This is a genomic window from Arthrobacter sp. NPDC058097 (assembly GCF_042884885.1).
In the GTDB taxonomy this organism is placed as follows: domain Bacteria; phylum Actinomycetota; class Actinomycetes; order Actinomycetales; family Micrococcaceae; genus Arthrobacter.
The window spans coordinates 36,416-52,067 of record NZ_JBHVSZ010000013.1 but is presented as its reverse complement, the minus strand read 5'-3'; the positions used below and the strand labels follow the sequence as shown (position 1 = coordinate 52,067).

General features: G+C 66.0%; 19 protein-coding genes. 13 read left to right on the top strand and 6 right to left on the bottom strand.

Annotated elements, in window-relative coordinates; translation table 11 throughout:
• Positions 1-4: 4 nt before the first annotated feature.
• Complete coding sequence (locus tag ACFVTE_RS20175) at positions 5-760, bottom strand: FadR/GntR family transcriptional regulator (protein ID WP_387103529.1); 756 nt, start codon at positions 758-760, stop codon at positions 5-7.
• Between the two features lie 132 nt (positions 761-892).
• On the opposite strand from ACFVTE_RS20175, the gene ACFVTE_RS20170 reads away from it, so the two are divergent.
• From ACFVTE_RS20170 to manD, 7 genes are all read left to right on the top strand, one after another.
• Positions 893-2,179, top strand: a complete 1,287-nt coding sequence (locus ACFVTE_RS20170) for an ABC transporter substrate-binding protein (protein WP_387103526.1) — start codon at positions 893-895, stop codon at positions 2,177-2,179.
• 86 nt (positions 2,180-2,265) lie between these two features.
• On the top strand, positions 2,266-3,204 hold the full coding sequence (locus tag ACFVTE_RS20165; RefSeq protein WP_387103522.1) for a carbohydrate ABC transporter permease: 939 nt from the start codon (positions 2,266-2,268) through the stop codon (positions 3,202-3,204).
• A complete protein-coding gene (locus ACFVTE_RS20160) occupies positions 3,201-4,100 on the top strand; it encodes a carbohydrate ABC transporter permease (RefSeq protein ID WP_387103521.1) in 900 nt (299 codons plus the stop codon). Before ACFVTE_RS20165 ends, ACFVTE_RS20160 begins: the two co-directional genes overlap by 4 nt.
• 11 nt (positions 4,101-4,111) lie before the next feature.
• The gene (gene dgoD, locus ACFVTE_RS20155; RefSeq protein ID WP_387103518.1) at positions 4,112-5,260 is read left to right on the top strand and encodes a galactonate dehydratase; all 1,149 of its coding nucleotides are present in this window, start codon (positions 4,112-4,114) and stop codon (positions 5,258-5,260) included.
• 8 nt (positions 5,261-5,268) lie between these two features.
• Positions 5,269-5,949, top strand: a complete 681-nt coding sequence (locus tag ACFVTE_RS20150) for a bifunctional 4-hydroxy-2-oxoglutarate aldolase/2-dehydro-3-deoxy-phosphogluconate aldolase (RefSeq protein WP_387103516.1) — start codon at positions 5,269-5,271, stop codon at positions 5,947-5,949.
• Positions 5,946-6,932 (top strand): sugar kinase, encoded by a 987-nt coding sequence (locus tag ACFVTE_RS20145; protein WP_387103514.1) that lies wholly within the window; start codon positions 5,946-5,948, stop codon positions 6,930-6,932. The genes ACFVTE_RS20150 and ACFVTE_RS20145 overlap by 4 nt, the downstream gene beginning before the upstream one ends.
• A gap of 65 nt (positions 6,933-6,997) precedes the next feature.
• Positions 6,998-8,227 carry a D-mannonate dehydratase ManD gene (gene manD / locus ACFVTE_RS20140; RefSeq protein WP_387103513.1) on the top strand — a complete coding sequence of 410 codons (1,230 nt, stop codon included), beginning with the start codon at positions 6,998-7,000 and terminating at the stop codon, positions 8,225-8,227.
• Positions 8,228-8,252: 25 nt separating this feature from the next.
• Here the strand turns inward: manD and ACFVTE_RS20135 are convergent, their stop codons facing one another.
• The 3 genes from ACFVTE_RS20135 to ACFVTE_RS20125 all read right to left on the bottom strand — a co-directional run bounded on the left by ACFVTE_RS20135 (position 8,253) and on the right by ACFVTE_RS20125 (position 10,529).
• Complete coding sequence (locus tag ACFVTE_RS20135) at positions 8,253-9,839, bottom strand: alkaline phosphatase D family protein (RefSeq protein WP_387103512.1); 1,587 nt, start codon at positions 9,837-9,839, stop codon at positions 8,253-8,255.
• A 109-nt stretch (positions 9,840-9,948) separates the two neighbouring features.
• A complete protein-coding gene (locus ACFVTE_RS20130) occupies positions 9,949-10,146 on the bottom strand; it encodes a hypothetical protein (protein ID WP_307105216.1) in 198 nt (65 codons plus the stop codon).
• Between the two features lie 125 nt (positions 10,147-10,271).
• A complete protein-coding gene (locus ACFVTE_RS20125) occupies positions 10,272-10,529 on the bottom strand; it encodes a hypothetical protein (RefSeq protein ID WP_387103509.1) in 258 nt (85 codons plus the stop codon).
• A gap of 153 nt (positions 10,530-10,682) precedes the next feature.
• Here ACFVTE_RS20125 and ACFVTE_RS20120 point away from each other — a divergent pair, with 153 nt between their 5' ends.
• Positions 10,683-11,459, top strand: a complete 777-nt coding sequence (locus tag ACFVTE_RS20120; protein WP_387103507.1) for a phosphatase PAP2 family protein — start codon at positions 10,683-10,685, stop codon at positions 11,457-11,459.
• Positions 11,460-11,463: 4 nt separating this feature from the next.
• Positions 11,464-11,769: an MmcQ/YjbR family DNA-binding protein gene (locus ACFVTE_RS20115; RefSeq protein ID WP_387103505.1), complete on the top strand. Its 306-nt coding sequence runs from the start codon at positions 11,464-11,466 to the stop codon at positions 11,767-11,769.
• A gap of 38 nt (positions 11,770-11,807) precedes the next feature.
• On the opposite strand, the gene ACFVTE_RS20110 is transcribed toward ACFVTE_RS20115, so the two are convergent.
• Positions 11,808-12,140: a MerR family transcriptional regulator gene (locus ACFVTE_RS20110; protein WP_387103502.1), complete on the bottom strand. Its 333-nt coding sequence runs from the start codon at positions 12,138-12,140 to the stop codon at positions 11,808-11,810.
• Positions 12,141-12,279: 139 nt separating this feature from the next.
• On the opposite strand from ACFVTE_RS20110, the gene ACFVTE_RS20105 reads away from it, so the two are divergent.
• From ACFVTE_RS20105 to ACFVTE_RS20095, 3 genes are all read left to right on the top strand, one after another.
• Positions 12,280-12,702, top strand: a complete 423-nt coding sequence (locus ACFVTE_RS20105; RefSeq protein WP_353713345.1) for an Hsp20/alpha crystallin family protein — start codon at positions 12,280-12,282, stop codon at positions 12,700-12,702.
• Positions 12,703-12,803: 101 nt separating this feature from the next.
• Positions 12,804-13,142, top strand: a complete 339-nt coding sequence (locus ACFVTE_RS20100) for a J domain-containing protein (RefSeq protein WP_387103499.1) — start codon at positions 12,804-12,806, stop codon at positions 13,140-13,142.
• 33 nt (positions 13,143-13,175) lie between these two features.
• Positions 13,176-13,565: a hypothetical protein gene (locus tag ACFVTE_RS20095; protein WP_387103496.1), complete on the top strand. Its 390-nt coding sequence runs from the start codon at positions 13,176-13,178 to the stop codon at positions 13,563-13,565.
• On the opposite strand, the gene ACFVTE_RS20090 is transcribed toward ACFVTE_RS20095, so the two are convergent.
• A complete protein-coding gene (locus ACFVTE_RS20090; RefSeq protein ID WP_387103494.1) occupies positions 13,562-15,058 on the bottom strand; it encodes an AAA family ATPase in 1,497 nt (498 codons plus the stop codon). The genes ACFVTE_RS20095 and ACFVTE_RS20090 overlap by 4 nt on opposite strands.
• A gap of 181 nt (positions 15,059-15,239) precedes the next feature.
• Between ACFVTE_RS20090 and ACFVTE_RS20085 the strand changes: the two genes are divergently transcribed.
• Positions 15,240-15,647, top strand: coding sequence for a VOC family protein (locus tag ACFVTE_RS20085; protein WP_387103491.1), 408 nt, complete (start codon positions 15,240-15,242; stop codon positions 15,645-15,647).
• Positions 15,648-15,652: the final 5 nt, after the last annotated feature.

Below are 15,652 nucleotides of genomic sequence, written 5' to 3'. Positions count from 1 at the left end.
AACGCTAAGGATCGTTTCGCGTTGGCGAAGCAGTGCCCTGCTGGTGCAGTGACCAGATGTCGCCCATTTCCTCGGTGGACTGCTCAACGATCCTGCTCATCGCCCCATGCGCAGCCTCGGCCTCGCCGCGCTGGATGGCGCTGGCCACGTCGACATGGAGCTGCAGGGCTTCGTGATGCGGCAGATGCGGCATCAGTCCGTGTTCGGTGCGGCCCGTAAGTACTTCCCTCACCAGGTCGTGCAGCTGGGAGAACATCGCGTTGCCGGATGCCTTGAGGACCGCGGCATGGAATTCGATGTCGAGGCGCAGGAACTGTTCCTGGTTATCGCCCTGGCCAGCGGCCCAGAGCCGTGCTGCCAGGGACACCAGGTCGGAGCCGGCTTCCAGTGAGATCCGACCTGCGGCGAGCTTGGCTGCTTGCGGCTCTATGGCGCCCCGCAGCTCATTCAGTGCCCGGAGCTGATCCAGCCGCGCGGAGGATGCCAGTCGCCACCGGATGACCTGGGGGTCATAGAGGTTCCAGTGGTCCTCAGCCTGGACCACCGTTCCCAGGCGCCGGCGCGATTCGAGCATGCCCATGGAACTGAGCACCTTGGTGGCTTCCCGGACCACGGACCGGGAAACCTTGTGCTCGAGTTCCAGCTCCTCGATCCGTAGGACCGAGTGCGGGGCCAAGGTCCCGTCCGCGATTGCCAGGCCCAGCCGTTCCAGGAAGGAGGCGGGTGCGGCCTTAGGGTTCTCCGCCGTTGGAGTTTTCATAAATAAATCATACGGCTTGATAGTCAGGTCTTGTTTAAGTCTGTCTTATTTGTAAGGATCGCTGGCGGAGCGAATGCAAGGATGCGTTTGTGGGCGGCCGGACGATCTCCGGCCCTGAGTCAAGGAGTCGTAATGAAGCGACGTTCAGTAGTGAAGTACGCGGCCGTCGCCGCTGCCCTCTCGGTGGGGCTTACCGCCTGTGGGGGAGGCGGAAGCAGCGAGTCGAAGGGATCGGACACGGTCCGGGTCACTCTCGCCAACCATGTTTGGACTGAGGGAATTAAGGCGGCGACCCCGGAATTCGAAAAATCCACCGGGCTCAAAGTGGAACTCACCCAGCTTGGCGAGGACCAGCTGTCCGACCAGTACAACGTCAAGCTCAACGCCGGCAGCGACGAAATCGATGTCATGATGTACCGGCCGCTTCAGGAGGGCAAAGCGTTCGCCAAGAACGGCTACCTGGCGGACTTGACCGGCAAGGTTGCCGAAGACGCGGACTGGAACTGGAAGGACTACCAGGACGGCCCGGTCAAGGCCTCCACCTTTGAAGACAAGGTCATGGGTGTTCCGATCATCACCGAGCGCGAGGTGCTTTACTACCGCAAGGACCTGCTGAAGGCAGCCGGCCTTGAGGTGCCCAAGACCATGGAGGAGCTCGAGGCTGCGGCCAAGAAGATCGCCTCCGCGGACACCGCCGGCTTCGTTGCCCGCACTGGCAAGTCCGCCGCGGTCACCCAGTTCTCCAGCTTCCTGTACAGCTTCGGCGGCGACTTCACCGACGAAAGCGGCAAGTCAGCCGTCGGCAGCGAGGAAGCCAAGAAGGCCTACGCCTTCTACGGCGGGCTCATCAAGAACTACGGCCCCAAGAACGTCAGCACCGACATGAGCTGGCCGGAAGCCATGGCCATCTTCACCCAGGGCAAGGCCGCTTTCTACACCGAGGCGGATTCCCTCTACAAGAACGCCACCGATCCGGCCAAGTCCAAGGTGGCCGACACAGTGGGCTTTGCCCCGCTTCCGGCCGGACCGGCAGGCTCCAAGCCGTACAACATCCCGTCTTGGGGCCTGGCGATCAACAAGGCCTCCGGCAACCAGGACAACGCCTGGAAGTTCATCAAGTGGGCCACCAGCAAGGAGCGCACCCTCGAAGCACAGAAGGCTGGCGTTCCCGGTCCCCGTGCCTCCGTCTGGTCCGACCCGGCCGGCACCTCCACCTACCCGAAGGACCTGGCCTCCGCCATCGCAGTGAGCGCCGAAAACGGCGTGGGCCACGACCGCCCGCAGGTCGTCACCGTCGGCAAGGCCCGCGAAATTGTCGGTGAACCCATCGTCGCGTCCATCACCGGCTCTGACGCGTCGTCCGCTGCCGACCAGGCCAACACTGCCTTCCAGAAGTTCCTGGACGGCGAAAACAAGTAAGTAAAGCGCGACGGCGGGACAACCGCTCGGCTGTTGTCCCGCCGTCGAACTTGAAAAGCCTTCACCCCCAACTTCTTAGGTGAACCATGTCTGTACTGACCCCTGCCCGGACGTCCGGTCAATCGGCGAGCAGCCGGGATAATTTTTCCGCCTGGGCGAACCGCCACCGGAAATGGCTGTTTGCAGCCCCTGCCATGATCTTCGTCGGCATCCTCATCGTCTTTCCGCTGGCCTGGACCCTTTACCTGAGCCTGACTGATTCCCAGGGGTCCGTCCGCGCGGCCTCTGACTTTGTGGGGCTCGAAAACTACCTCACCGTCCTGACAGACACCGAACGGTTCTGGCCGGCCGTAGGCCGAACGCTGTCCTTCACGCTGACCGCCCTGGCCTGCGAGATTGTCCTGGGCATGTGCATCGCCTTGCTCCTGTGGCGGCCGTTCCGCGGCGAAAAGTGGGTCCGCGTAGCCATTCTGCTGCCGCTCGTGGCCACCCCGGTGGCGGTTGGCATGATGTGGCGCCTGATCTTTGATCCGAACATCGGGTTCGCCAACCAACTGCTGGGGCTGATCGGCATTCCGCCGCAGCCCTGGCTCTCCGGGCAGGACTCTGCCCTGCCCACCACTATCTTCATGGACATCTGGCAGTGGACCCCCATGGTGGTCCTTATCCTCCTGGCCGGCCTGACCTCACTGTCCGACGAACCGGATGAGGCTGCACGCATGGATGGCGCCAACGCGTTCCAGCGCTTCTTCTTCGTCACCCTGCCCCTCATGATGCCCACCGTGATCGTGGCCATCCTGCTGCGCGGCATCGACGCGCTCAAGACGTTCGACATCCTCTACGCCACCAAAGGCAAGGGCGGCGGCTCATTTCACGAGGTGGAGACGCTCAACGTCTACGCCTACGGCCTCAGCTTCGACTACAACCAGTACGGGATCTCCTCAGCCGTGTTGATCCTGTTCTTCATGATCATCATCGGCTCCATGTGGCTGCTGACCATGCGCAAGAAAGCGGTAAGCAAATGACCGTCCAGACGGAAAACGGAGAGAACACAGAATCCCGGACCCCGGCTGCCCTGCGGCGGTCAACGGTCCGCCGCAGGAAACCGTTGCGTAGCAGCGGGTACAAGGTGTTCCGGGTGGTGGCCCTGGTCGTGGTGGTGCTGTTCCTCATCGCGCCGCTTTTCTGGATGCTGCTGGCCTCCTTCAAGACCAACGTGGACATCTACGACGCCGGGAAGTCGTTCCTGTTCACCCCGACCGGCGAGAACTATGCCAATGTCCTGCAGCGGAACAACTACTTCGTCTTCATCTTCAACAGCTTCTGGGTGGCCTTCGTTTCCACTGCCTTGTCGCTGGTCCTGGGTGTTCCGGCCGCTTACGCCATGAGCCGGTTCACCATGCACCGCTCCGCGCTGGTGGTACTCATGGCACGTGTGATTCCCGGCGTCTCGCTCCTGGTGCCTTGGTACTACGTCTTCTCCAACCTGAAGATGGTGGGGGGCTTTGAGGTGCTGATCCTGAGCCACATGTTCGTGGCACTGCCGCTGATCGTCTACATCATGATGAGCTACTTCGACTCGCTGCCCCTGGAACTGGAGGAGTCGGCGCAGGTGGACGGGCTCACCCCGATCGGTGCCTTCCGCCACATCACGCTGCCGCTTTCCGTCGCGGGCATGGCCACCGCCGGCATCCTCGCCTTCATCTTCTCCTGGAACAACTTCATGTTCGCGCTGGTCCTCTCCGGCTCCAAGACGAAGACACTGCCCGTGGCCATCTTCGACTTCGTCTCCTACGCCAGCATCGATTGGGGCGGGCTGATGGCCGCCGCCACGGTGGTGACCATCCCGATCATGATCATTGCGCTGTTCACGCAGAAGTACATCGTCTCCGGTCTGACCGCCGGTGCCACCAAGGGCTAGGGGGCTCGGAAATGACACGAATCAGCAGGATCGAAACGTTCCTCGTACCGCCGCGCTGGCTGTTCGTCCGCATCGAGACGGACAGCGGGATCATCGGCTGGGGCGAGGCCAGCTGCGAGGGCCGCAGTGAAACGGTCCGCACCGCCGTCGAGCAGCTCTCCGAGCTGCTTATCGGCCAGGACGCCCTCCGCATCGAAGACCATTGGCAGGTCATGACCAAGGGCTCGTTCTACCGGGGCGGCCCCATTCTGGCCAGCGCGGTATCCGGGCTGGACCAGGCCTTGTGGGACATTGCCGGCAAGCACTTCAACGCTCCCGTGCACCAGCTGCTGGGCGGACCGGTCCGTGACCGGATCCGGATGTACGGCTGGGTGGGCGGCGATGAGCCCAACGAGGTGGCTGACCAGATCAGCGCCCAGCTCGACGTGGGCCTGACCGCCGTTAAGATGAATGCCAGCGGCAGGATGAGCCCGGTGGCCTCGGTCGCGGAGCTCGACGGTGTGGTCCGCCGTGTGGCCGCCGCCCGCGAAGTCCTGGGGGACCACCGCGACGTCGCCGTGGATTTCCACGGCCGCTTCAGCCTCGCCAACGCCCGCCGGGTGGCGCCGCTGCTGGAACCGTTCCGGCCGTTCTTCCTCGAGGAGCCCGTGGTTCCCGAGAACAGTCACCTGCTGCGCGAATTCACGTCCGCCACCACGACGCCGGTCTCCACCGGCGAGCGGCTCTACAGCAGGCAGGAGTTCCTGCCCGTGCTGCAGGCAGGGATCGCCGTGGCGCAGCCAGACCTCTCGCATGCGGGCGGCATCACGGAAACCCGCAAGATCGCCTCGCTGGCCGAGATCTACGAGGTGCAGCTTGCCCCGCACTGCCCGCTCGGCCCGCTCGCGCTGGCCGCATGCCTGCAGGTGGGATTCGCGACCCCCAACTTCCTCATCCAGGAACAAAGCATCGGCATCCACTACAACCAGGGCGCCGAAGTTCTGGACTACGTGGTGGACAAGACACCGCTGAAGTTCGTGGACGGGCACATCGAACGGCTGACCGGGCCGGGCCTCGGCATCGAGATCGACGAGGCCGTTGTCCGTGCCGCGGACAAGCAGGGCCACGCTTGGCGCGGGCCGGTATGGCGGCACCCCGACGGCTCCTTCGCAGAATGGTGACAGGCAGAATGACCAACACAGGAACCGTGAAACCGGAACTGCTGCTCGACGGCGTCAGGGACAGCCGGCTGGTGGCTATCGTGCGTGGCTCAGACGGGCAGGCCGCCGCGAAGGCAGCGCTCGTGGCCATGGAAGAGGGATTCAGATACGTCGAAATCGCCCTCACCACCCCCGGCGCCCTGCAGGCCATCACCGATGTCCGGGCAGCGGCCCCGGCAGGATGCTTCGTCGGAGCGGGAACCGTCCTGACAGCGCGGGACGTGGACAATGTCCTGGCTGCCGGCGGGCAGTTCACCGTCACCCCGGCGCTGGCCGAATCGGTGGACGAGTCCGCACGGCAGGGCATACCCGTTCTGGCCGGGGCGATGACGCCCAGCGAGGCGTACGCGGCGATGACACGAGGGGCCACCGCCGTGAAGCTTTTCCCCGCCTCCATCGGCGGGCCGTCCTACCTCAAGGCACTCCGAGACCCGTTTCCGGAGATTCCCTTCATCGCGGTGGGCGGTGTTGGACTGGAACAGGCGGCAGCGTTTTGGGAAGCGGGAGCCATCGCGGTGGGCCTCGGCGGGCCGCTCTTCGGCGACGCGGGCTCCGGCGGGGACCTTGCGCAGGTGCGGTCGCGGGCACGCAGCTTTGTGGGACTGGCCGCCGACTTCGGCCGGCGGACGCCTTCGGCGGGCGCACGGTGAGCCCCGCAGTCGACCTCGTGACCCTTGGCGAATCGATGGTCTCGCTCCGCACCGCCGGGCCCATCTCCGCGGGCGGGTGCCTGTCGATGCATGTGGCCGGGGCGGAGTCGAACGTTGCCGTGGGTGCGGCAAGGTTGGGGCAGCGGGTGCGATGGGCCGGCGTTGTCGGCGTTGACCCGCACGGTGAGTTCATCCTGCGCCAGCTGCGGGGGGAGGGCATCGACGTGCGGCACCGGGAAGACGCCGCCCGCAGCACCGGGGTGATGTTCCTGGAACGGCGCACCACAGACGTCACTCGCGCCTACTATTACCGCTCCGCCTCTGCCGGGTCCACGCTCAGCCGCGAGGACGTTGACCTCGCATTGCAGGGCGGCGCCCGGGTGCTTCACCTGACCGGCATCACGGCGGCCCTCAGCCCGCAGGCCCGGGAAGCCGTCGAATACGCCGCGCACCGTGCCAAGAACGAAGGGATCCTGGTCTCGCTGGACGTCAATTACCGCAGCAAGCTTTGGTCCCGTGAGGAGGCCAGCGCCGCCCTGGCCAGGATCGTCCCGCACGCCAGCGTCCTGATCGCGTCCGACGATGAACTCGAACTCGTCGCGCCGGACATGGACCACACGGTCTTGGAACGGGATTCTTCGGGAACTGCCGAGGTCCTCGCGGCCAAGCACCTCCTGGCTGCCGGCGTGCGGGAAGTGGTGGTCAAGCGCGGCGCTGCCGGTGCCGAGGTGCACACCGCCGACCAACGCTTCGAGGTTCCCGCCGTGCCGGTGACGAGCATCGACACCGTCGGCGCGGGCGATGCCTTCACGGCCGGATACCTCTCTGCACTGCTCGACGGCGAGGAGGTGGCCGGACGCCTCCGGCGCGGGGCACTTGCCGGCGCGTTCGCCGTCAGCACGGAGGGGGACTGGGAAGGCCTGCCGCGCACCGGCGAACTCGCGCTGCTGGGCGACCATGTTGCCGGCAGCACCCAGCGCTGAGGCGCATACTCCTGGGCCATTCGGCCCGAACCTGAACTGATGGATATGAAAGAAAGGTCTGGACCGTGAAAATCATTGCCGCGGAAGTCTTCGTGACGAGCCCGTCCCGTAACTTCGTGACGCTGCGGATCACCACCGAGGACGGTGTGACCGGCATCGGTGACGCCACGCTGAACGGGCGCGAGCTCGCGGTGGCCGCGTACCTGAAGGAGCACGTGGCGCAGCTGCTGATCGGGAAGGACCCGCACCGGATCGAGGACACCTGGCAGTTCCTGTACCGGTCCTCGTACTGGCGCCGCGGCCCGGTGACCATGGCGGCGATCGCCGCGGTGGACATGGCGCTGTGGGACATCAAGGGCAAGCTGGCCGGCATGCCCGTGTACCAGCTGCTGGGCGGGGCGTCCAGGAACGGGCTGCGGGCCTACGGTCACGCGTCCGGTTCGGATATTCCGTCCCTGTTCGATTCGGTCCGCGAGCACCTGGAACTCGGGTACAAGTCGGTGCGGATCCAGACCGCCGTGCCCGGGATCAAGGCCGTGTACGGGGTGGCCGCGCAGGCGCAGGCATCGGGGGAGCGCTACGACTATGAACCCGCCGGCCGCGGTGCGTTCCCGGTGGAGGAGGACTGGGACACCCGGGCCTACCTGCGCCACCTGCCCACCGTTTTCGAGGCGGTCCGGAACGAGTTCGGCCCTGAACTGCCGCTGCTGCACGACGGGCACCACCGGATGACGCCGATCCAGGCCGCGAAGCTCGGCAAGGCCCTGGAGCCGTATGACCTGTTCTGGCTCGAGGACTGCACCCCGGCCGAGAACCAGGAAGCTCTGCGCCTGGTCCGCCAGCACACCACGACCCCGCTGGCGATCGGTGAAATTTTCAACACCGTGTACGACTACCAGACCATCATTAAGGAACAGCTGATCGACTACGTCCGGGCAGCGTCCACCCACTTCGGCGGGATCAGCCCGTTGAAGAAGGTCATGGACTTCGCCGCGCAGTACCAGATCAAGTCCGGCTTCCACGGCCCTACCGACATCTCCCCGGTCGGGTTCGCCGCTCAGCTGCACGTGGGCCTGGCCATCCACAACTACGGCATCCAGGAATACATGCAGCACTCGGACAAGACCAACGAGGTCTTCGAACAGTCCATGACCTTCACCGACGGCTACCTGCACCCGGGCGACAAGCCCGGCATCGGCGTCGAATTCAACGAGGAAGCCGCGGCCGCCTACCCGTACCATCAGGCCTACCTGCCCTACAACCGCCTCGTCGACGGAACGGTCCACGACTGGTGAGCGCGCACTGTCCTGTTGGGTGCGGTCAGGCGCGGGGCTGGAGGCCGGGCACGCCGTCGACGATCCGGAAGGATGCCTTGGTGCTGACCGCCGAACCAGGGGTGTTGACGTAGTCCAGCACACGGAAGTCAGCCGTCAGGGAGTCCTTGGTGATGGTGGTCCGGACGTAGCCGCGCTGGTCGTTGTAGAACTTCAGGTGCTCGTTCCAGGCCATCACGGGGTCCGTGACGGAACCCGTCCCGTTGCCGGTGGAGGTGACGGACGTGCACACCAGCTCCGAACCCACCACGGGTGCGTCCGGGTTCTTGTAGTCCACCTTGACGTTGTTGGCCCAGTTGCGGTGCACGTCGCCGGTGAGGACGACGGCGTTGCGCACCTTCGCGTCCACCCACCCCTGGGTGATGCGGCGGCGGGAGGACGCATAGCCGTCCCAGCCGTCCATGGACATGTCGTCGATGTCGGCGGCCTGGTTGCGGTCCCGTTCGGCGAAGAACACCTGCTGACCCAGGAGGTCCCACCGGGCCTTGGACTTCCGGAAACCGTCCAGCAGCCACTGCTCCTGCTCGGCCCCGGTGATTGTGCGGTTCTCCGCCAGGCGCTCCTGGACGTTCTTCCGCCAGCCGTCACCGGCCAGCTGGTCGTCCCGGTACTGGCGCGTATCCATCATGTGGAAGTTGGCGAGCTGGCCCCACTGCACCGTGCGGTAGATCTTCATGTCCGCACCGGCAGGCATGGACGGCGCGCGGAGCGGCATGTTCTCGTAGTACGCCTGGAACGCGGCGGCCCGGCGCTTCCTGAAGTTGGCCGCAGTGTCGTTCAGCTGGGCCGGGTCCGCGTTTTCCGGCACCTCGTCCGCCCAGTTGTTGTCCACCTCGTGGTCATCCCAGACCACCAGCCACGGCGCGGCGGCATGCGCAGCCTGCAGGTCGGCGTCGGCCTTGTACTGGGCATGGCGCTGGCGGTAGTTCTCCAGCGTCACCGTCTCCGGGCCTTCGTGATCGCGGACGTTCCCGCCGCCGGTCACGTAGGAGCCCTTCTTGTACTCGTACTGGTAGTCGCCGAGGTGGAGGACCAGGTCCGGCTGGTCCTCGGCGAGGCGGCGGTAGGCAGTGAAGAAGCCGTGCTCGTACTGGGCGCAGCTGGCGAAGGACATGGCCAGGGCGGCCGGCGTTTCGTACCAGGCAGGGCTGGTCAGCGTACGGCCGACGCGGCTGATGTGGCGGCCGGCACGGAACCGGTAGAAGTACTCGCGCCCCGGCTTGAGGCCGCGCAGCTCCGCATGGACCGAGTGCGCGCTTTCCGGCAGGGCCTGCTCCACGCCGCGCCGGACCACGTTCCGCATCGCCGGATCCTCGGCGACCTCCCAGGACACAGTGACCACGCGGGAGGGCATGCCGCCCAGGCCGTCTTCCGCGAGCGGGTCGAGCGCGAGCCGGGTCCAGAGCACGAAGCCGTCGGGCCACGGGTCGCCGGACGCGACGCCGAGGGTGAAGGGGTCGGTGGGGAGGCTGGCATCTGCATTCCGGGGATCGGCGACGGCGGTGCCCGGCAAGGCGATAACGAGGCCGGCGCCGAGGCTGCTGGTGATGAGTGTTCTGCGCGTGATGTCCATGGCCCCGAACCTAACGAGGCAGCTTGGACAGGCGGGGACGCGCGCGTGAATCGCGAGTGAACGGTAACACGCCGTCCGGCGAAGCGGCGCGCAGCCAGGCGGAGCGCCGTTACTTGGACGGCTGGGGCACTTCGCAGGTCAGCTTGGGGTTCGCGCCCATGTAGTTCAGCGGTCCGGCGGCGATGGTGATCGCGACGGTTCCGGCCTCCGTGCAGGAGTCCGGGGAGCCGCCAAAGTAGCCCCGCTGAAACGCGGCGAACACGCCGACGATGAGCCAGATGACCACAAGCGTTCCGATGATCCTCACGGCAGCCTCCGTAGCCCCGTTGCCACTTTAATGTGGGACTAATTATCCACCGCGGCTGTCATTCCGGACAGGGCTGCCGGAAGGGGTCTATCGGTTCTGCGGGGTGGCCCTGGGCTGCAGCCGGGTCAGCTGGGTTCCGTGGTGTCCACCGGTGTTTCCTCCACGTCGGGGGTGTCGTCCGCCGTGGCAATCTGGCCGTCGCCGGGGGGTTTGGCTCCGGTGCCGTCCGTGCCCTCTTCTGGTTCGAACGTGTTCGGCTCGCCCGCTCCCACGGCGACGCCGGAGCCGGAGTCCGGGACGCCGTCGCCCTGGGTCTGGGGTGAATCAGTCTGTGGTGACGTTCCGCTGTTCTGGCGGTCCTGGCCGGTTCCTTCAGTGCTCATGTTGTCTCCTGAGACCTTGTGGGGCTGGAAGTTTTACCGTAACAGCGGGGGAGGACATCCGTAAGGGGGCTTAGGATTTTCTGCCGCCGGGCGCGGAACAGGGATAACCTTCACATCTAGGCAGTTTTCCTCAGTGCACAGGCGGTCTTTCAGTTGGCAGAAGAATCAGCGCGCAAGCAGGGCCGGTGGCGGGCCTTCCATGACAAGTTCGTGGTGGAAGAACGCTATATGGATCCTGGTGCCAGAAAAGGCCTTTACCTGACGGCGGTCATCCTTGCCGTTGTGGGGGCAACCGTATTCTTCTTTGCGCTCTCAGGTGTTCAGGACCATGACGGGCTGGCCAGCGCTGATGATGAGTCGTGGAGGTGGCTCCTGACTACCCGCAGCCAGGTGCTGACCGTGGTGATGATTGTCCTGGCTGTCATCTTCGGGCCCGTGGCGCTGCCCATCATTGTCCTCGTTGTCACGGTGGCATGGGGCATTCTGGCCAAGCATGCCTGGCGGCCGATTCTGCTGGCGGCGGGAATGTTGACCGGTGTGGGACTGGCGCAGCTCATCGGCAGGTCGGTGGACAGGCAACGCCCTCCGGTGGACCAGATGCTGTTCGGCGCAGACCACACCTTCTCCTTTCCGTCGGGGCACGTTCTGGGGGCCTCGGACTTCCTGCTCATAACGGCGTTCCTGGTCTTTTCACGCCTCCGGAAACCAAAGACCACGGTGGTCGGTTTTGTCTGCGCCATCATCGGAGTCATTCTGGCGTCCGTCAGCCGGCTGTACCTCGGCTACCACTGGGTGAGCGACGCCGTGGCCTCCGTAGCGCTCTCACTGGTGGTGCTCGGTGCCGTGATTGCCGTGGACACCTGGCGCACCGCCCGCGTGGCCGGCGAACGGGTGACCGGCGAGCTGTCCAAGGCGGATTCCCCGGACTGACGGCATGGCCAACGAGGATGATGTCCGCAGGATCTGCCTTGCCCTGCCGGGTGTGACGGAGCGCCCCAGCTGGAACCAGCCCGCGTGGTTCGCCAAGACCCTGATGGCGCGTATCTGGGAAACCGGTGTGCTAACGGTCAAGACCGCGGAGCGCGAGGCTTTGGCCGGCACGGATCCGGAGACGTACTTTTGGACGCCGCACCATGAGCGGTCGCCGCAGCTGGTCCTTGTCCGGCTTTCAAGGGTCGACGGCGACCAGCTCGCCGAACTGCTCGAGGACTCCTTCCTGCTGGCCGGCGGGCGGCTGTAGGTCCTTGGGCGCCGGCGCTTCATGTCTCGGCGTCCGGATTAAGTCTGGGCGTCCGGATCGGTGCCCGGCGGCGGGCCGGCCCTGCGGCCCCTGGCCCGCTGCAGCTGGCGACGGAGCCGGGCGTTGTCCAGCTCCAGCTCCAGCACCTTGGCCACGCCTGCCAGATTGAGGCCTTCGGCAAGGAGCTCGGCGATGCGGCGCAGTACGGCAAGGTCCGCGTCGCTGTACTGGCGGGTTCCGCCGTCGGTCCTTTCGGGGGTCAGCAGGCCGCGGCGCTCATAAAGCCGGATGTTTTGCTGGCCCGTTCCCAGGAGCTCAGCCACCACCGAAATGGCGTACAACCCGCGCTCCGCGCCGTCCCTGTTGGCCATGTGATTCCCCGTCCAGATTTCCTCGTTTTTCCTCTTGCCCCAGTTTGTCACTGGTGCTATAAAAAATCTATATTCACCACCATAGATATAGGGGTGGTGGGTAGCCATGAAACCTACATGCTGAAGGGAGTGGGAAATGATGCTAATCCGTACTGACCCGTTCCGTGAGCTGGACCGGCTCACCCAGCAGGTCTTCGGAACAGCAGCCCGTCCGGCGGCCATGCCGATGGATGCGTGGCAGGAAGACGGGGAGTTTGTGGTGGCCTTCGACCTGCCCGGGATCTCGCCCGACGACGTGGATCTGAACGTCGAGAGGAACGTCCTTACTGTCCGGGCGGAGCGTCGGGACGCCACCCAGCCCAACGTCGAACTGGTGGTTTCCGAGCGGCCCCGCGGCGTCTTCAGCCGCCAGGTCATTCTCGGAGACACCCTGGACGCGGACAAGATCAAGGCCAGCTATGACCTTGGTGTGCTGACACTGCGGATCCCCGTTGCCGAGCAGGCGAAGCCGCGGAAGATCGAGATCGAAAGCAAGGGCCAGCTGCATCAGATCGAGACGTAGCCGGCCGCCGCACTGACAGGGGCGGCCTGCGGGTTCCAGCCGGATTCCCCAGGCCGTCCCGGCTGCGGCAACCAGAAACGCAACTGCAACAGGCTTCTGTGATGACCAGCCCCACAGCGGACTACTATGCGGTGCTGCAGATTCCGCGCGGCGCGTCGCAGCAGGAAATCGCCCGCGCCTACCGCGCCCTGATGCGCCGCCACCATCCGGATGTTGCCGGCGACGACGCGCTGCCGGCAGAGCTGCAGCTCATCATGCAGGCCTTCGCGGTGCTTCGGGACCCGAAGCGCCGCGCCGCATACGACCGCGAAGTCCTCGGTGCCGCGGCGTCCGGCGGGTCCGGCGGGCAACCACAAGACATTCCGATCCGCGTGGTCCGGCCCCCGGAACCGCCGCTGCGCGTCACCCCTGTCCGGTGGGAGAGCGGCCCCTGGGCCTGAAACCGATCCAAATTTCGGAGGAGAACCACAGCCATGAGTGATTGGCGCCGCTACGACTCCCACCTGATCCCGGCCTTCCACGAACGCTTCGAGCAACGCTGGGGCAAGGGCACAGCGCCCTTTCTGGATCCCGAGGCCCACGAGGAGCCGCTTCCCCGCGCGCAGTGGATCAATCCCACAACCGGTGCTGCGCTGGCCGTCGTTCCGATCTGGTCGGACGACGACCACCAGCACCGCACCTTTGGTGTTTTTTACCTGCCGCCCGCCGGGGACATCTGGGTGCTTCGCCCGGGCCTTACCGGCTTCCTCGAGCCGGGCGAGGACGGCTCCGCCAACCTCGTGGCATTGCGCAACGACGCCTTCCGCAAAGCCGTATCCCACGCCAACGAATTCCTCTTCGGCCCGCCGCCGCTGGTGGACTAACCCGGTCCGGCGAAGCCGACGCTGCCAGCGTCGGGCCCAGGGAAGAAGCCCGGCCCGCCAAAGCCCGGCCCGGGGAAGCCGGGGCCGCCGAAACCGCCCTGCCCGTCCCCGCCGCGGGCTGGGCCGCTGCCCAGCAGGCTTCTGGTGAGCGTCTCGCCGTCGGCCATCAGTTCCTCCACCGCCTCCAGAAGGTGGCTGTCCGAGACAGGGGCGCCGTCCAGTGCGGCACGCACGACGGCCCTGCGGACCAGCTCGCGCGCGAATGAGGCCGTGGTTCCCTCGGTGCGCGCGGCCGCGTCCCGGACGGCGGCCGGGCTGAACGGGGTCCCGCGCGCATACAGCGTCACGAGCCCGATGCGCTCATCAAGGGCGGGAAGCGGAATGTCCACGGCCAGATCAACGCGGCCGGGGCGCTGGGCGAGGGCCCGCTCGAGCATGTCCACGCGGTTGGTGGTGAGGACGAACGCGACGTCGGCGTCGTGGTCCAGGCCGTCCATGGCATCGAGGACCTCGAACAGCAGCGGCTGCGGCCCGTGCCCGAAGCTCCGGTCCTCGGCGATCAGGTCGCAATCCTCAAGCACCACGATGGACGGCTGCAGCGCGCGGGCCATGGCGGCCGCCTCGGAGATCCTGGCCAGCGACCCTCCGGACAGCAGGACCGCCGTGATGCCGGCGCCCTGGCTCAGCAGGTACCGCACCGTGTGGGTCTTGCCCGTGCCGGGTTGGCCGTACAGCAGGATGCCCCGCTTGAGGTGCTGGCCGTACTCCTTCAGGGACTCCCGGTGCTCGGCGATGCCCAGGGCGTGATCGGCCACCTTCTGGAGCAGACCCTGCGGCAGGATGACGTCGGTAGCAGTGAGTTCCGGCCGCGCGTGGAAGGTCACGCCGCCGCTGCTGGGCCCGTACTCGCCCATGACCAGCGAAATGACCTGGCCTTTCAGGATGCTGCCGCGCTGCATTCGCCTGCCGAACTCGGCCAGGAAGTCCGCCGCGTTCTTGGCATCGGCAGCCAGGACCTCAAGGCAGGCCGTTTGCCGGCCGTAGCGCGGCGCCGCGTCACGCTGCAGGACGGCAACAGGGCTGCCCGCGTGCCGGAAGAGCCACAGTCCCAGGGCCACGGCCTGCCGCTGTTCGTCCGGGCCCACCGCGAGGTTGATGTAGTCGGGCTGGGACAACGGGAACTGGGGGAAGAACTGTGACTGCTGGAGCATGTCGCTCAGGGACTGGTGGTGCCGCTGGTCACCGCCGCCGATGCCCACCAGCCGGAACTCGGGATCCTCGCCGGCGAGTTCGGCCATCAGGATGTCCGCGTCCACGAACCGGTGCGCCGGGACCTCCTCCACCACCACCGCGAGTGATTCGGCCGGTACCGCCAAATGTTCGGTGATGGTTGTCAGCAGCTGCGTGCCGGCCTTGACGCGGTGCTGGCCGGACTGCGCGATTTCCACCAGATGCGCGAAATCGTCGATGAACTTCCCCAGTTTTTCATCCATGCCGCAGACCCTACCAGCGGCGGTCAAGGTCCCCTCGTCAGCGGCACCGGCCTGTGTCATTCTGGGAGGTACGCAGTCCGGATGTCATTCTGGGAGGTACGCAGTCCGGAGGTGCCGCAGCCTGGAGCTACGGCAGTCCTCCCGAGCTGACGAAGGACCGGAGCCGTCGAAGGAGAAGGCCATGTTTGCGCCCAAGGGTTCGTTTTCCAGCTTCAGCGTTGACGACGTGGCGCGCGCCAGGGAGTTCTACGGGCAGACGCTGGGCCTGTCCGTGTCCGACGGCGCGATGGGCACACTGGAGCTGTCCATGCCCGAGGGCCACACGATTTTTGTCTACCCCAAGGACAACCACGCGCCAGCCACCTTCACCGTCCTGAACCTTGTGGTGGACGACGTCGAGGCGGCCGTTGATGAGCTCAACGCGGCAGGCGTGCAGACCAAGATCTACGACGATCCCAGCCTGCCCACGGACGACAAAGGAATTGCCCGGGGGATGGGCCCGGACATCGCCTGGTTCAAGGACCCGGCCGGCAACGTGATCTCCGTGATTAATCCGGGCAGCGCCAGCCCGGACAACGCTGCGCCTTAGCGGTA

Coding starts and splice junctions, on each gene's coding strand:
- ACFVTE_RS20175 (WP_387103529.1), bottom strand. CDS start 760: ATGAAAACTCCAACGGCGGAGAACCCTAAGGCCGCACCCGCCTCCTTC.
- ACFVTE_RS20170 (WP_387103526.1), top strand. CDS start 893: ATGAAGCGACGTTCAGTAGTGAAGTACGCGGCCGTCGCCGCTGCCCTC.
- ACFVTE_RS20165 (WP_387103522.1), top strand. CDS start 2,266: ATGTCTGTACTGACCCCTGCCCGGACGTCCGGTCAATCGGCGAGCAGC.
- ACFVTE_RS20160 (WP_387103521.1), top strand. CDS start 3,201: ATGACCGTCCAGACGGAAAACGGAGAGAACACAGAATCCCGGACCCCG.
- dgoD (WP_387103518.1), top strand. CDS start 4,112: ATGACACGAATCAGCAGGATCGAAACGTTCCTCGTACCGCCGCGCTGG.
- ACFVTE_RS20150 (WP_387103516.1), top strand. CDS start 5,269: ATGACCAACACAGGAACCGTGAAACCGGAACTGCTGCTCGACGGCGTC.
- ACFVTE_RS20135 (WP_387103512.1), bottom strand. CDS start 9,839: ATGGACATCACGCGCAGAACACTCATCACCAGCAGCCTCGGCGCCGGC.
- ACFVTE_RS20125 (WP_387103509.1), bottom strand. CDS start 10,529: ATGAGCACTGAAGGAACCGGCCAGGACCGCCAGAACAGCGGAACGTCA.
- ACFVTE_RS20115 (WP_387103505.1), top strand. CDS start 11,464: ATGGCCAACGAGGATGATGTCCGCAGGATCTGCCTTGCCCTGCCGGGT.
- ACFVTE_RS20110 (WP_387103502.1), bottom strand. CDS start 12,140: ATGGCCAACAGGGACGGCGCGGAGCGCGGGTTGTACGCCATTTCGGTG.
- ACFVTE_RS20105 (WP_353713345.1), top strand. CDS start 12,280: ATGCTAATCCGTACTGACCCGTTCCGTGAGCTGGACCGGCTCACCCAG.
- ACFVTE_RS20100 (WP_387103499.1), top strand. CDS start 12,804: ATGACCAGCCCCACAGCGGACTACTATGCGGTGCTGCAGATTCCGCGC.
- ACFVTE_RS20095 (WP_387103496.1), top strand. CDS start 13,176: ATGAGTGATTGGCGCCGCTACGACTCCCACCTGATCCCGGCCTTCCAC.
- ACFVTE_RS20090 (WP_387103494.1), bottom strand. CDS start 15,058: ATGGATGAAAAACTGGGGAAGTTCATCGACGATTTCGCGCATCTGGTG.
- ACFVTE_RS20085 (WP_387103491.1), top strand. CDS start 15,240: ATGTTTGCGCCCAAGGGTTCGTTTTCCAGCTTCAGCGTTGACGACGTG.